The 15,765-nt window shown below is 43.1% G+C and carries 15 protein-coding genes and 1 other annotated feature (1 of these 16 only partly in view); all 15 genes read left to right on the top strand.

Features of this window, described 5'->3' with window-relative positions:
- The first annotated feature begins 1 nt into the window (after position 1).
- The 15 genes from ACQQ6X_RS12915 (at position 2) to ligA (ending at position 15,167) form a co-directional block, all read left to right on the top strand.
- Entirely contained in the window at positions 2-706 is a 705-nt protein-coding gene (locus ACQQ6X_RS12915) for a glycosyltransferase family 2 protein (RefSeq protein WP_430493589.1), read from the top strand.
- The gene (locus ACQQ6X_RS12910) at positions 703-987 is read left to right on the top strand and encodes a DUF2304 domain-containing protein (RefSeq protein ID WP_430493588.1); all 285 of its coding nucleotides are present in this window, start codon (positions 703-705) and stop codon (positions 985-987) included. The genes ACQQ6X_RS12915 and ACQQ6X_RS12910 overlap by 4 nt, the downstream gene beginning before the upstream one ends.
- The gene (locus ACQQ6X_RS12905) at positions 977-1,390 is read left to right on the top strand and encodes a GtrA family protein (RefSeq protein ID WP_305165663.1); all 414 of its coding nucleotides are present in this window, start codon (positions 977-979) and stop codon (positions 1,388-1,390) included. Before ACQQ6X_RS12910 ends, ACQQ6X_RS12905 begins: the two co-directional genes overlap by 11 nt.
- Before the next feature lie 219 nt (positions 1,391-1,609).
- Positions 1,610-2,353: a sugar phosphate nucleotidyltransferase gene (locus tag ACQQ6X_RS12900; protein ID WP_305165662.1), complete on the top strand. Its 744-nt coding sequence runs from the start codon at positions 1,610-1,612 to the stop codon at positions 2,351-2,353.
- A 37-nt stretch (positions 2,354-2,390) separates the two neighbouring features.
- Complete coding sequence (rfbC, locus tag ACQQ6X_RS12895; protein ID WP_305165661.1) at positions 2,391-2,939, top strand: dTDP-4-dehydrorhamnose 3,5-epimerase; 549 nt, start codon at positions 2,391-2,393, stop codon at positions 2,937-2,939.
- 93 nt (positions 2,940-3,032) lie between these two features.
- Positions 3,033-4,052 carry a dTDP-glucose 4,6-dehydratase gene (rfbB, locus tag ACQQ6X_RS12890; RefSeq protein ID WP_305165660.1) on the top strand — a complete coding sequence of 340 codons (1,020 nt, stop codon included), beginning with the start codon at positions 3,033-3,035 and terminating at the stop codon, positions 4,050-4,052.
- 1 nt (position 4,053) lies between these two features.
- Positions 4,054-4,926: a dTDP-4-dehydrorhamnose reductase gene (gene rfbD, locus ACQQ6X_RS12885; RefSeq protein WP_305165659.1), complete on the top strand. Its 873-nt coding sequence runs from the start codon at positions 4,054-4,056 to the stop codon at positions 4,924-4,926.
- 158 nt (positions 4,927-5,084) lie between these two features.
- The gene (locus ACQQ6X_RS12880) at positions 5,085-6,029 is read left to right on the top strand and encodes a glycosyltransferase family 2 protein (RefSeq protein ID WP_305165658.1); all 945 of its coding nucleotides are present in this window, start codon (positions 5,085-5,087) and stop codon (positions 6,027-6,029) included.
- Positions 6,030-6,212: 183 nt separating this feature from the next.
- A complete protein-coding gene (locus ACQQ6X_RS12875; RefSeq protein WP_222847800.1) occupies positions 6,213-6,305 on the top strand; it encodes a putative holin-like toxin in 93 nt (30 codons plus the stop codon).
- A 247-nt stretch (positions 6,306-6,552) separates the two neighbouring features.
- Positions 6,553-7,461: a glycosyltransferase family 2 protein gene (locus ACQQ6X_RS12870; RefSeq protein ID WP_305165657.1), complete on the top strand. Its 909-nt coding sequence runs from the start codon at positions 6,553-6,555 to the stop codon at positions 7,459-7,461.
- Complete coding sequence (locus ACQQ6X_RS12865) at positions 7,458-8,858, top strand: undecaprenyl-phosphate glucose phosphotransferase (protein ID WP_305165656.1); 1,401 nt, start codon at positions 7,458-7,460, stop codon at positions 8,856-8,858. Before ACQQ6X_RS12870 ends, ACQQ6X_RS12865 begins: the two co-directional genes overlap by 4 nt.
- Before the next feature lie 136 nt (positions 8,859-8,994).
- A complete protein-coding gene (locus ACQQ6X_RS12860) occupies positions 8,995-9,867 on the top strand; it encodes a phosphatidylinositol-specific phospholipase C/glycerophosphodiester phosphodiesterase family protein (RefSeq protein ID WP_305165655.1) in 873 nt (290 codons plus the stop codon).
- 126 nt (positions 9,868-9,993) lie between these two features.
- On the top strand, positions 9,994-10,704 hold the full coding sequence (locus tag ACQQ6X_RS12855; RefSeq protein WP_305165654.1) for a heptaprenylglyceryl phosphate synthase: 711 nt from the start codon (positions 9,994-9,996) through the stop codon (positions 10,702-10,704).
- 35 nt (positions 10,705-10,739) lie between these two features.
- Entirely contained in the window at positions 10,740-13,064 is a 2,325-nt protein-coding gene (gene pcrA, locus ACQQ6X_RS12850) for a DNA helicase PcrA (RefSeq protein WP_305165653.1), read from the top strand.
- A gap of 87 nt (positions 13,065-13,151) precedes the next feature.
- Positions 13,152-15,167 (top strand): NAD-dependent DNA ligase LigA, encoded by a 2,016-nt coding sequence (gene ligA / locus ACQQ6X_RS12845; protein WP_305165652.1) that lies wholly within the window; start codon positions 13,152-13,154, stop codon positions 15,165-15,167.
- A gap of 424 nt (positions 15,168-15,591) precedes the next feature.
- Positions 15,592-15,765 (top strand) — a sequence feature (16S ribosomal RNA rRNA prediction is too short) (it continues 114 nt past the right edge of the window).

Genomic DNA, 15,765 nt, shown 5'->3' with positions numbered 1-15,765 from the left:
AATTTTAGTTATAATTCCAGCGTATAATGAGGAGCAAAATATTAAAGAGTTAATTAATAAATTCAAGAAAAATAAGTACGATATTATAGTTATAAATGACTGCTCTACTGATAATACATCTATAGTTTGCAAGGAAAATGGTATAAATGTTATTGATCTTCCTTGTAATTTAGGTATTGGAGGAGCTGTGCAAACTGGGTACAAATATGCCTATGACAAGAATTATGACATTGCCATTCAGGTTGATGGAGATGGGCAGCATGACCCTGGACAAATCGAAAAAATAATAACTCCAATTTTAAATAATAAGGCGGACATGGTTATAGGTTCGAGATATATCGAAAAAGTGGGTTTTCAATCAACGCGTATAAGAAGGATTGGTATAAAATATTTTAGTGATTTAATATATGTTTTTACTAGAGTGAAGATAACTGATCCAACTTCAGGATTTAGAGCATGTGGTCGTAAATCAATTTCTGTATTTGCGAATGTATATTATCCAAGTGATTACCCAGAGCCAGAGTCAATCGTACATTTAATTAGAACTAATCATAAAGTTATGGAAATACCAGTAACAATGATGGAAAGACAGGCAGGTGAATCCTCTATAAAATCTGTTAAGTCGCTATATTATATGATTAAGGTGTCTTTAGCGATATTAATTGATTTGTTGAGAGAGAAAAAGAGCTATGAGGTATTGCAATGATTCATTTCCAACTTCAAGTTATCTTGTTTTTTGTATGTTCAATACTATTGATGTTATTGATTTTTATTTCGCGTATTTTTTATATTGAGATGCCAGTTAATGCCTTGTTTTTAGTTGCTATAATTTCAATTTTTGTTATTTTATATAGTCTTACAGTTGCCTTGTCAAGGGATTCAAATAAAATTAAAGTTCTCTCGCAAGAGATAGGATTATTGAAAAAAGAAGTTGATCTACTTAAGGGAAAACACTTAAATCTAAAAGGGAGTTCCCATGAGAAATAACCTATTACAATTTTTGAAATATGGGTTTGTAGGTGCTTTGGGGACCCTTATTCATACTTCAACTATAATATTGTTAGTTGAAAAGCTGAACTTCGAACCAATATTTTCTTCATTTATCGGATTTATATTTTCACTGGTGATTTCATATTTTATAAATCGTCAGTGGACATTTAGTACTTCAGGGAAGGGGGTTAAAATTTTAGTTAAGTACACTTTAGTCTCTCTAACTGGTTTGGTTCTCAACCTATCAATTATGTATGTTATCGTTTATGCTTTTAACTTTTCTTATCTTTTAGGACAATTTTTTGCATTGATTATCGTCCCTATTTTTAATTTCATATTAAACAAGTATTGGACTTTTGCTTATGTTAATGAAAGAAAAAAGTGTCCTGAAAAGCTATGAGCTATTTTCATAGCCTGAAGGAATTTGTTGGTGTAACACTCTAAATAAAAGTGCAAATTGGATCACTTTATTTAGGTAAAGTAATTTTATAACCTTATTAACTCTAAATATTTGGAGTGAGTTTTTGCTACCTACTAAAGACAAACTAAAAAGAGTGCGTTATAACGCTAGGTTAAAAATTTATTCTTATTTTTAAATTAATAATTAAGGAGTCGACATATGAAAGGTATAATTCTTGCAGGCGGGACAGGTTCTCGCCTTTTTCCTTTAACCAAAGTGACCAATAAGCACCTGCTTCCTGTCGGTAAGTACCCTATGATCTTTCATTCCATATATAAGCTAAAACAAGCTAATATTACGGATATCCTTATCGTAACAGGCAAAGAACATATGGGGGATGTTGTGAATTTGCTAGGAAGCGGTCGAGAAATGGGTGTAGCATTTACATTTAAGGTACAGGACGAAGCGGGGGGGATTGCCCAGGCATTAGATCTGGCGGAGAATTTTATTGGCAAAGATCAGATGGTTGTTATCTTAGGGGATAATGTGTTTGAGGATGATATCTCTCCGTTTGTGCAAAATTTTCGCAAACAGAATACTGGCGCAAAATTATTATTGCAAAAGGTCCATGATCCGCAGCGATTCGGTGTGGCAGAAATTCAGAATCAACGTATTGTATCAATAGAAGAAAAACCTCTGCTACCTAAAAGTGATTATGCAGTTACGGGAATATATATGTTTGATCATAATGTTTTTAATATTGTGAAAACCCTAAAACCTTCGACACGTGGAGAATTAGAAATCACGGACGTAAATAATGCATATATTGCTAACGGAACATTGACCTATGATATTCTTCAAGGTTGGTGGACGGACGCAGGAACGCATACTTCGCTGGCAAGAGCAAATGAACTCACGCAAAACATTATATTTGGTGAGGAATTTGGTAAGTTAAAGTTGTAAGGGGAAGTTTCAAAGCATTGAGGGAAGAAGGTATATTATGAAGGTGATACCTTTAAGATTGGCGGGCGCTAGTGTAATAGAGCCAATTGTTCATGGTGATCAACGTGGTTTTTTTATGGAAAGTTATAATCAACAGGTAATGCAAGATAAGGGGATTACTCATACGTTTATACAAGATAACCAATCACTTTCTGCTGATGCAGGAGTTATACGTGGGCTTCATTATCAATTAAATCCGAAGGCACAAACTAAACTTATCAGGGTAATCACAGGTGCTATCTATGATGTGATTCTGGACATTCGAAAAAGTTCTCCTACATTTGGACAATGGATTAGTGTCATTCTAAGTGAGTATAATCATCGCCAGTTATTGGTGCCTAAGGGGTTTGCTCATGGTTTTTGTACGCTTGTTCCAAATACACAGGTGTTGTATAAGGTTGATGAATATTACTCTCCTTTACACGACAGAGGGATACTTTGGAATGACCCTGCACTGAGTATTGATTGGCCTACCTCTACGGCGATACTTTCAGAGAAGGATAAACAGCAGCCATTACTGAAAGAAGCGGAGATCAATTTTGCTTAGAAATTAGTACAAAAAATTAATGTTTTGTATGCTTTTGAGCTAAGAAAATGGTTCAGAAGTCTAATATTACATTTCTCAGTACAGGAGGCTTGTATGAAACTTCTTGTCACCGGCGGTGCCGGTTTTATAGGCAGTAACTTTGTATTGTATATGTTAAAAAAGCACCCCGATTACGAAATTGTGAATATTGATGCTCTTACGTATGCAGGCAACTTGGAAAATTTGAAATCCATCGAAGATCATCCCAAACATACCTTTGTGAAAGCGGACATTACTAATGCACAAGTGATGGACCAACTGATGCAGCAAGGAATTGATGTGGTGGTAAATTTTGCGGCAGAGTCGCATGTAGATCGGAGTATTTTGGAGCCGGAAGTGTTTGTAAAAACAAACGTACTAGGTACACAGGTGTTATTGGATGCCGCCAAAAAATATAATGTGACCAAATTTGTACAGGTATCGACAGATGAAGTATACGGCTCTCTGGGTGAAACAGGATTGTTCACGGAGGAAACTCCGTTGCAGCCTAATAGTCCCTATTCTGCTTCCAAGGCAGGCGGTGATCTGTTAGTTCGTGCATATCATGAAACCTTCGGTTTGCCAGTGAATATCACGCGTTGTTCTAACAACTATGGTCCATATCAGTTCCCAGAAAAACTAATCCCTCTAATGATCTCCCGTGCACTGAGCGATCAACAGCTACCAATATACGGGGATGGCTTGAACATTCGCGATTGGTTGTATGTAGAGGATCACTGTAGTGCAATTGATCTGGTTATTCATCAGGGCAAGTTGGGTGAAGTATATAATATCGGGGGAAATAACGAACGGACCAATGTGCATATCGTCAAAACGATATTGGAGGAGCTGGGCAAGCCAGAATCTCTAATTTCGTATGTCCAGGATCGTCCGGGGCATGACCGCCGTTACGGGATCGATCCGACCAAAACCATGAATGAGCTGGGCTGGAGGCCCAAACACTCTTTTGAGACGGGCATTAAAGAAACGATTCGCTGGTACTTGGACAATGAGGAATGGTGGACTCGTATTCAATCCGGCGAGTACCAGCAATATTATGCTAAGCAGTACGGTTCCCGCTTGGGGGATGCGTAAGATGAAGGTGCTGGTTACTGGAGCATCCGGTCAACTTGGCAAAGACGTAGTGAACGTTTTTCAGGGCCAGGGACATGATGTCTGGGGATACGATCGGGAACAGCTGGATATAACGGATTTGGAGCAGGTTGTAAAGATCGTGGGACAGTACCAACCTGATGCTATCATCCACTGTGCAGCGTATACGGCTGTGGATGCAGCCGAGTCTGATATAGATACGGCTTACCAAGTCAATGCGTCGGGAACACGCAATATGGCATTGGCTGCGGAAAAAACAGGAGCCAAGCTGGTGTATATCAGCACGGATTACGTGTTCGATGGAACAGCGGAGCAGCCATATCATGAGTATGACAATACGAATCCGCAGAGTATTTACGGAAAGTCCAAGCGGGCCGGAGAGATACTGGCCCAAACACTTTCCTCCAGATATTTTATTGTACGTACTTCTTGGGTATACGGATTGCACGGGAACAATTTTGTAAAAACAATGCTGAAGCTGGGACAGGAAAAGCCGCATCTTCAGGTTGTGAACGACCAGAAAGGCGCACCCACCTATACGGTGGATTTGGCACGCTTTTTGGCGGAATTGATTCAAACGGAGAAGTATGGCGTATATCATGCATCCAATAGCGGTTCTTGCACCTGGTACGAGTTTACACAAGCTATTTTGCATGATGCCGCAGAGCTATTTGCTGTAAAGATCACTGCAAATCTAGAGCCATGCAGCACAGAGCAGTTTCCCAGACCCGCAGCGCGGCCACGTAATTCCGTAATGGAGCATATTGCGATTCGGAGTAACGGATTCCACGATTTACAAGATTGGCGCAAGGGATTACGTGAATTTTTGCGTGAGTATTTTAATAAATCCGAGTAATTTAAACTTTATCATAGCTATCAAAAATCTCCCATCATTTCAGGATTGGGAGATTTTGTTGATTTAAGACTATGTTGATAAAGCGCGATGAGCATTATAATGTATAGGCAGGTGGGACATACACATCCCTGTAGCCCATATTATTAAAGAAGGAGGGCATGACTCTGAACAGACCTAAAGTACAAATTTTATTGTCTACATATAATGGAGCGGCTTACTTAGACGAGCAGGTAGAAAGTCTCATCAATCAAAAAGACGTAGAAGTTCAGATTCTAATCCGTGATGATGGCTCAACAGATGACACGGTTGATAAGTTGAGTATACTGGAGCAACGTTATCCCCAACAGATTAGGTTATGCCGAGAGAATAATGTAGGTGTTATTGCGAGTTTTTTTGATCTGATTGAAAGATCGTCCGAGGCATTTGACTATTACGCATTTTGTGATCAGGATGATGTGTGGATGCCAAACAAGCTTGCTCGGGCTGTAGCACGTCTCAGGGAAAAGGATGGGAGTCGACCGCTGATGTATTGTTCAGCAACGCAAATGGTCTCTCAAAACTTGGAACCTCTCAAAGTATGGCCATCCGATATCCCTAGATCTTTATCCTTCCATAATGCTCTCATCGAGAATGTATGTGTAGGTTGTACCATGGTAATCAATAAAGAAACACTTCAGCTCGTGAAAACGAGAATGCCGGATACTTTGGATAACATTATCATGCATGACTGGTGGATTTACTTATGTACCTCCTCTTTTGGTGAGGTTATATTTGATCACGAGCCATATATCTGGTATCGACAGCATCAAAACAATGTGCTGGGAGGTTCAACAGATGGTTGGCTTGGCAAGTGGAGGAAAAGACTAAGTAGATTCGTAAAAGGGAAAAATCGCTATATTTTAAGTAAACAAGCCCTGCAATTTGTTCAACTATATGGACAAGACATGCCTTCCCAAATGTATAGAGATGTGGAGCGATTCCTGCATAGCTACCATAAGGGTGTACTTTCACGTATAAAATATATTGGGCAGTCTCCATTTTATAGGCAGTCACGGTTGGACAACTGGATTTATAAGTTTGTTTTTATACTGGGGAAATTATAGAAGACGGAAAGAAAAATATTGAAACTTTTTTCCATATAGAAGCGTCAAATAATCAAAGGTACAACGGAATGCTAGATAAAATACCATCGAATGCGTGTTCCTTTTTGGAAATATATAGTATAATTGAAACGTGCAACCGATAGAGCTGGCAAGGGCGGTCGGCTAACTCTCCCGAGGAGGGGGGTGAAGCCTGTGACAGTGTTTGAGGCGCTCAGTTTAATGCTGACGTTCGGGGCGTTAATCGTCACACTGTTAGAGTCTAACAAACGAAAATAGACCGCCCCCGCAAGGAAGGGTCTATTTTCGGCCTGATTGTTCCAAAACCGTCCGCTCTTGGAGCGTTGGTTGCGCGGGGCTGGCTGGCACCAGCCCTTTTTCCATGTATATCTTACCACGATGATTTTTAGACCTCAACTATGTAAGGTTACAAGTTGTGTGCTTTTTTGCGCCCCGTGATCGACGGGGTATGCTATAATAGGCGATAGTAGAATAGATTACTGAATTTGTCAGGAGCGTTTTAAATATGGATGTAAGCATACTGGTCGTCAACTATAACACGTGTCAATTGACGCTGGATTGTTTGCAGTCAGTGTATGCGTCAAAGACGCAGTATCGATATGAAGTGATTGTTATCGATAATCACTCCAATGACGGGTCTGTTGAGGCTATTCGTGCTGCATACCCGGAGATTACATTGATAGCCAATAAAGATAATACAGGTTTCGCCAAGGCGAACAATCAGGGCATGGAAGTAGCTAGCGGGCGTTATGTGTTGCTGCTGAACTCCGATACGTTGGTGCAGCCGGACACGCTGGATACAATGATTCAGTTTATGGATACGCACCCGAAGATAGGGGCATCGGGTTGTAAGGTCATCCTGCCGGATGGCTCGCTAGACAAGGCTTGTAAGCGAGGGTTTCCAACGCCGTCGGCGTCTTTTTACTATGCTTTCGGCTGGTCGAAACGTTACCCGGATAACCCGAAGTACAACCAATATCAGCTTGGACATCTAAGCCCTGATGATGAGTATCCTGTAGATGTACTGGTGGGGGCTTTTATGCTGGTGCGTAAGGAGACGATTGACCAGGTTGGCGGATTGGACGAAACCTTCTTTATGTATGGTGAGGATATTGACTGGTGTTACCGGATTAAACAAGCCGGTTGGGGCATTTACTACTACCCGCGCACATATATTATTCATATCAAAGGAGGCAGTGCTCGCCGTCGTCCTTTGAAAATTATTTATGAGTTTCATAGAGCCATGTGGATATTCCATCGTAAGCACTATAAACAGCAATACAACTGGATCATCAACATGGCTGTATATGCGGGAATTACGGTGAAGTTTGGAATGGCTTTTCTGAAAAATAAGTTGTCTGCACCGGTTAAGCCGGACGGCGGGGAACAATCTCGTACTGAGGTGAAAGCATGATACGCAGAAATCAGCGTTTTTTAACCCAATTATATATTGTGGCGGATTTCGCGGTCATTCAGTTATCTTTTCTGATCGCTTGGTTTTTCAAATTTGAAAGTGAATGGATCACTTATAAAGAGCCGCTTCCTATACAAGTATATGGAGGTTGGAGCTTAATTTATGGTCTGATTGCCGTAGTGCTGGGAATGTTATTCTCACTCTATTCACCAAAACGAAAAAAGAGATTTGCAGATGACGTGTTTCGCGTTACCCAGGTTCACATTGTCGGCCTGTTTGTGCTGTTGAGTGTGATGTTCTTCGTAAAACAGATCGACATCTCGCGGTCTTATTTGGCGATCTATATGGTTGGTAATGTGCTGATTATTTTGTTTTATCGATATTTTTTGAAGCAAATTCTTAAACTCCTTCGTCAAAAAGGATACAATAAGCAATTCATGCTTATCCTTGGAGCAGGTTCTTTGGGGCAACGATTTTATCATAATCTAAGACAGTATCCTGATTTAGGCTATGAAGTAGTGGGATTTCTAGATGATAAACGGCATTGGAACGAAGAGGAAGAAGCTCATTTTTGCCCGATTCTTGGCGGATTAGATCAATTGGAGGCAACGCTGTCACGCCTGATGATTGATGAAGTCATTCTGGCGTTGCCGCTGGATGCGCATGATAAATACCCCAAGATTATCAACATGTGTGAAAAGGCTGGGGTGCGCACGCTTATTATTCCTGATTTCTTTGATTATTTGCCGGCACGGCCTTACTTTGACAATTTTGCAGGCATGCCGATGATCAATGTACGGGATATTCCACTAGATGTAGCAGGGAATCGGTTGTTTAAGCGCCTATTCGATATTTTCTTTTCTTTATTCGCCATTATTCTGACCTCACCGATTATGCTGGCCGTAGCGATTGGTGTAAAGGTTACGTCGAGAGGGCCCATTATTTTCAAACAAGAGCGGGTAGGCTTGAACCGTCGCACCTTCCGAATGTATAAATTTCGTTCGATGAAGGTGCTGCCTCCTGGAACAGAAGATACGGGATGGACGACTGCTAATGACCCAAGACGCACACGTTTTGGCACTTTTATTCGTAAAACGAGTCTCGATGAGCTGCCACAGTTTTTCAACGTACTGCTGGGTGATATGAGTGTCGTTGGCCCACGTCCGGAACGGCCTTATTATGTAGAGCAATTCCGTGAGGAAATTCCAAAATACATGGTGAAGCATCATGTTCGTCCAGGAATTACAGGCTGGGCACAGAGCAACGGCTTGCGCGGAGATACATCGATTGAGGAACGGATTAAGCATGACATCTTCTATATTGAGAACTGGTCGCTCTTATTCGATATCAAAATTATTTTTCGCACGATTCGCAATGGTTTCAAAAATGCATATTAATCCAGAGTCACCCTTCGGTTTAGCCGGAGGGTGTTTTTGTGTCTATATAGCTGATTTTTTTTGTTCAACTAATATAGAGCTGTTTTGAATAGATGCATGTAGGGTATTGACCTGTACGAAAAGGATGTGACACCCTATGAAACGATGGATTGCTGCAGTCATTCTTTTAACGTTAATCGGCACTTTTTTACTGGCTTACAAAGTACAATCTACGGAAGAACATATTGGCTTTACCACACACCGCGTGATTTCGCATGCCATGGGAGCCGTTGATGGTTTGGCCTATACCAATGCGCGTGAAGCGTTTGTGGAAAATTATAAAAAAGGCAGCCGCGTATTCGAGGTCGACCTGATGTTCACGTCGGATGGACATTTGGTGGCACGCCATGAATGGACGAAATCCTTTACAAAGCAAATGCAACAGGAATACGCCGTTGGTACAAAGCAGGGCGGAAAACCTTGGAGCTACCATCAATTTAAAAACACCCCCATACACGGTTCCTATACTCCATTAGATTGGAAGGATGTATTGGATTTATTGGAAAACTACCCGGATGCCTATATTGTGACTGATACAAAAGAGCAGGACCCTGCCCAAATCAAGCAGTTGTTTGCACAACTGACCCGTCAGGCCCAGGAGAAGAATCCCGAGCTTTTGTCTCGTATTGTCCCTCAAATTTATAATGAAGAAATGCTGCAAACGCTGCGAAATATCTATCCTTATACATCCATTATTTATACGCTCTATGCTACAGAAGATCAGGATGACGAGATTATTCGATTTGTCCAACACAATGAGATCACGGCAGTGACTTTACCAGAAAATCGGGTGCGTGGTGACTTGGTAGAAAGTTTGCGTCAGGCAGGAGCAGTGTGCTACGTAAATACGATTAATGAGTTGAAGGATGCTACTGAGTACGAGCAGATGGGTGTGCAAGGCTTCTATACGGATGTTTTAACGGAAAAAGAGCTTCGTAAACGCAGTTGGGTGTATGCGCTGAGACCATGAGCTGTCTGAACGCGGTGTTCCCATCTAATACGAACATTGACACCTTTTAGCCACTGTCATAGACTTAGCATAGAACGCTTTTGGATATTGGAATTCGGCTCGTCTGGATGATGACAAAAGCAATGGATGCTGGAGGAATGTGTGTTGGCAGATTCAATTCAATCTTGGAGGCATGTATTTAAGCTAGATCCTGACAAAGAACTGAATGATGAGACGCTTGATGCCGTGTGTATGTCTGGTACGGACGCCATTATGATCGGAGGTTCATCGGGCGTAACCTATGAAAACACGGTGGATTTGCTATCACGGGTTCGACGTTATGAGGTGCCGTGTGTGCTTGAGGTATCCGATTTGGAAGCTGTGGTGCCGGGGTTTGATCTATATATGATTCCCATGGTGCTGAATACCACTGACAGTAATTGGATTATAGGTCAGCACCAACGTGCGATTGAGCAATTTGGTTATATGATCCCTTGGGATTTGCTTGTGACGGAAGGATATATTGTTTTGAACGGTGATTCCGCCGTCGCTAAGCTTACTAGTGCGGATACTTCGCTGAGTGCCTCTGATGCTGCTTCATATGCACAGATTGCTGACAAGCTTATGCAACTGCCGATTGTATATGTGGAATATAGCGGTGCCTTTGGAGATATGGAGCTGGTTCAAAAGATACATCGCGGTACGGAGCGATCCCGTGTCCTATACGGAGGAGGCATCGTGGATAAATCTACCGCGTTACAAGCAGCAGCTGTTTGTGACACCATTGTAGTAGGAAACATTATTTATCGTGACTTGGCGAAAGCACTGGAGACGGTAGCTGTGAAGGAAAGAGCGTAAATTTTATGATAGTTTAGGGAAAGGAGCATGCACGCATGCAATCAATAGATATACACGAGGCGGTAGCTCGCCTTAATCAGCCTCAGCGTCAGGCCGTGGAGGCGGTGGATGGTCCGCTGCTGATTATGGCTGGCGCGGGCAGTGGTAAGACACGGGTGCTTACGCACCGAATAGCTTACCTCATCGCGACCCGAAAGACGGCCCCATGGGGGATTTTGGCGATTACTTTTACGAACAAGGCCGCGCGTGAAATGCAGGATCGCGTATCCAAGCTGATTGGTCCGCAGGGGAGAGATGTGTGGGTATCCACCTTTCACTCCATGTGTGTGCGTATTTTACGCCGCGATATCGAGCGGATTGGATTTACCTCCAATTTCAGTATCCTGGATTCTACGGATCAACTGTCTGTCATTCGAAGCTGTATGAAGGACCTGAATATAGATACCAAGAAGTTTGAACCCAAAGCGGTTCAGTCTATGATGAGTACGGCAAAAAATGAGCTGGTCACTCCCGAAATGTATGAGCGCAAGATTGGCGATTATTTTGAAGGCATTGTGGCGAAGGTATATACCAAGTACCAACAACGGCTCAAAAGTAACAACTCTCTTGATTTTGATGATTTGATCATGGCAACGATCCAGCTCTTTAAAGAAGTACCTGAGGTGCTTGATCTCTACCAGAAGAAATTTCAATACATTCATGTTGATGAATATCAGGATACGAACCGTGCGCAGTACATGCTGTGTAAAATGCTGGCTGACAAGCATCACCGGCTATGCGTTGTAGGTGACAGCGACCAATCCATCTATCGGTGGCGGGGAGCGGATATTAGCAACATTTTGAACTTTGAAGAAGATTACCCGGAAGCACGTACGATTTTGCTGGAGCAGAACTACCGTTCCACTTCAAATATTCTTAATGCAGCCAACGAGGTCATTGGTCAAAATACCGGCCGTAAGCCGAAAAAACTATGGACCGATAAAGAAGGCGGAGCCAAGATTAAGGTTTACCGTGCTGACTCCGAGCATGACGAGGGCTACTTTATCGCCTCAGAAATTCATAAAAATATTAAGGCAGGCAAAACCTATAGTCATCATGCTATTTTGTATCGTACAAATGCTCAGTCACGGGTTGTCGAGGAAATTTTGATTAAATCAGATATTCCTTATCAAATCGTGGGCGGAATCAAGTTCTATGATCGTAAAGAGATTAAGGATTTGCTGGCATATCTACGTCTACTGTCCAATCCTGACGACGATATCAGCCTGACACGAATCATTAATGTGCCCAAACGAAGCATTGGCGACACAACAGTCGGTAAATTACAGGCAGCCGCGGCGGAACGTGGAGTTTCAATTTTCCGTGTGCTTCAAGTGGTAGATGATTTGGGCTTTGCTGGGCGCACACGTAATGCACTTGTAGAGTTTTACGATATGATTGAAGGTTTAAGTCGGATGGTAGATTACCTATCAGTGACTGAGTTGACCGAAAAAATGCTGGAAACCACCCAATATCGATTGGAACTGCAAAACGAGAATACACTTGAGTCCCGCTCGCGTTTGGAGAATATTGATGAGTTTCTGTCGGTAACCATGGAATTTGAAAAAGGGACGGAAGACAAGTCACTTGTCTCTTTCCTGACCGATCTTGCTCTGATTGCCGATATTGATTCCATGAATGACGATGAAGAGGAGCAGAGTGATGCGGTTGTATTAATGACCATGCATAGCGCCAAAGGACTGGAGTTTCCTATCGTATTTATCGTTGGTATGGAGGAGGGGGTATTCCCTCACAGCAGGGCCTTTTTGGACAATGAAGAGCTGGAGGAAGAGCGCAGATTGGCGTATGTCGGGATTACCCGTGCCGAGGAGCAATTGTTCCTCACATGCGCACAGATGCGCACTCTGTTTGGACGCACCACAGCTAACCCGCCTTCCCGCTTTCTCGAAGAGATCCCGGATGAGTTAAAAGAGGATACGATCATCAAACGTGACCGCTACCGCCGTTCAGGCGATGTAGGCGGATCTTATGGTGGTCGCGGACTGGGCAAAGGCGGCAGCAGCAACTTTGGCGGAGAACGTTCATTTGATATGATGAGCCGTAGTGGCTCGTCTGCTTCCGCATCGCCTCGCGTTACAGTCACCACGTCCTCACCTGCAAGACCAGCTCCGACTGCTTCGGCAGGAGGTTCATCCATTTTTGCTGCCGGAGACAAGGTACAGCATGGCAAATGGGGAATTGGAACCATCGTAGCTGTAAAAGGGACAGGCAATGATATGGAGCTTCAAATTGCTTTCCCGGCTCCGGTAGGGGTTAAACGTCTGTTGGCTGGCTTTGCGCCGATTACAAAAGTAGAATAAATTTAAAATATCATTAAATCTCGAACCTCATAGGGCAGCATGGCATAGGCCTCTGCCCTAATGAAGTTCCCGGAGGGATACGCCTGCATGAATCCAATGCACAGAATGGAGCAGCTTGTTGCTGAACTGAACACATATAACTATCACTACTATACATTGGATGAGCCCCAGATCAGCGACAAAGAATATGATGTGCTTTATGACGAACTGGTAGCGCTTGAACAGGCCAGCGGGCTTGTGCTGCCTGATTCGCCAACACAGCGTGTGGGCGGGGAGATCCTCAAGGGTTTCACACCGCATCGCCATCTCGCCCCATTATGGAGTCTTGATAAAGCTCAGAATATGGAGCAGCTTCGTGCATGGAATGCGCGTGTCGTGAAGCTGGTCAATGATTACAATACTAAGAACCCGGAGCAGCCTTTGCCATCTCTAGGCTATGCGATAGAATTAAAATTTGATGGACTGACGCTGAACCTGACGTATACGGATGGACAGCTGGTGCAGGCTTCTACCCGCGGTAATGGTGTAGTAGGTGAGGGGATACTGGCACAGGTGAAAACGATTAAATCCGTACCACTTACCATACCTTTTAAGAATGGAACTATTGAAGTGCAGGGAGAAGGAATCATGAATCTCTCTGTACTGTCCCAATATAATGAGACTGCTGCAGAACCTCTTAAAAATGCACGGAACGCCGCAGCTGGGGCTTTACGTAACCTGAATCCCAAAGTAACAGCAGAGCGGCGGTTGAATGCTTTTTTCTACAATGTGGGCTATGCGGATCGTATTCAGTTTAACAGTCACCAGGAGATGATGACTTTCCTGCGTGAAAATCATTTTAAGGTAAATCCATACCTGACTTACTTTGATAACTTTGATGATGTAATGGAGCAGTTGACTGAGATCGAAGAATCCCGTGCGGGATTGGACTATCTCATTGATGGAGCAGTATTGAAAATTACAGATATGCGCACACGTGAGGTTCTTGGTTATACCGATAAATTCCCGCGCTGGGCAGTGGCCTATAAGTTCGAAGCAGAGGAAACGACTACCGTTCTTAACTCGGTCGAGTGGAATGTAGGTAGAACGGGTAAGATCACTCCACTGGCAAGAGTAGAACCAGTAGAGCTGGCGGGAGTCACTGTACAAAATTGTACGCTGAACAATGCTGGTGACATCGAACGTAAAAACCTGAAGTTTGCTTTGGGGGCACGGGTGTTTATTCGTCGCTCAAACGATGTCATTCCGGAGATTTTAGGAAAAGTAACATCTGAGAACGACGGGGAGGAAATTGTTGTACCAGATCATTGCCCAGCTTGTGGGTTTCCGCTGCAGCAGCGCGGCGCCCATTTATTTTGCGATAATAAGCTAGGTTGTAAACCACAAATTGTGGCCCGAATTTCCCATTTTGCTTCACGTGATGCTATGGATATCGAGACATTCAGTGACAAAACAGCTATCCAACTACATGATGAACTGGGAGTTCGTGAACCTGCAGATCTGTATACACTGAAATATGAAGATCTTGTGAAGCTGGAACGGTTTGGTGAGAAAAAGGCCAATAACCTCTTGGCGGCACTTGAAAAGAGTAAGGAGAGAGATTTGGCTTCTTTCCTTTATGCTCTGGGCATACCGAACACTGGTAAAGCGACGACACGCATGTTGGCAGAACACTATCGTGATTTGCACAAAACGATGTCTGCTACGGTGGATGAACTGATAGAACTGCCGGATGTAGGTGGGATTGTCGCAGAAAGCATTGTTGCATTCTTTGCCGATCCATTTACTCAAGCGGGAATTGAAAAGATGCTGTCTCTAGGGGTAAAGGCACAGGCTCCAGAAGCTCCACAGGTGAAGAAGACAGATAGCTTTTTCAGCGGCAAAACGATTGTGCTCACAGGTACCTTGCATCAGCTTACGCGTGATGAAGCTGCATCCAAGCTGGAGGCGCTGGGAGCCAAAGTTGCCGGATCTGTATCCAAAAAGACGGATCTAGTCATCGCTGGTGAAAAGGCTGGGAGCAAGCTGGCTAAAGCACAACAACTCGGGATCGCCACCATAGAAGATGAAGACGAATTCATCAGACTATTAGAACAAGAATAAATAGTTTTGCAATAAGGGCAGTCATTCCGTTCCAGAGCGGAGTGGCTGCCCTTATTATCTGTTATGTAGTAAAGAACAAAGAATATAAAAAGTGCTTGCTAATTAACTTTAGGCATGATATATTATTAGACGTTGCTTTGAGAATAGTATTTCTTGAAGCGAGGTTGCTGATAAGATAAACAAAAAAAGATTTGACAAGAAAGCAACTAACATGTTATGATCTAACTCCTGGCTCGTTAAATGAAACGAGGACAGACAAGTTCTTTGAAAACTGAACAAATGGATGATGAAATAAAGATTACTTCTTTTATTAAGAAGAATCGCTAGCATTAAAAATGAGCTAATCGCTCTTTCTGTAAACCAACTTCGGTTGGTCTTTAATGGAGAGTTTGATCCTGGCTCAGGACGAACGCTGGCGGCGTGCCTAATACATGCAAGTCGAGCGGGGTTACTTAGAAGCTTGCTTCTAAGTAACCTAGCGGCGGACGGGTGAGTAACACGTAGGCAACCTGCCCACAAGACAGGGATAACTACCGGAAACGGTAGCTAATACCCGATACATCCTTTTCCTGCATGGGTGAAGGAGGAAAGGCGGAGC

This window comes from Paenibacillus ottowii (assembly GCF_050516475.1).
GTDB lineage: Bacteria > Bacillota > Bacilli > Paenibacillales > Paenibacillaceae > Paenibacillus > Paenibacillus ottowii.
The sequence above is the reverse complement of the archived record's forward strand: the minus strand, read 5'-3'. Positions and strand labels throughout refer to the sequence as shown.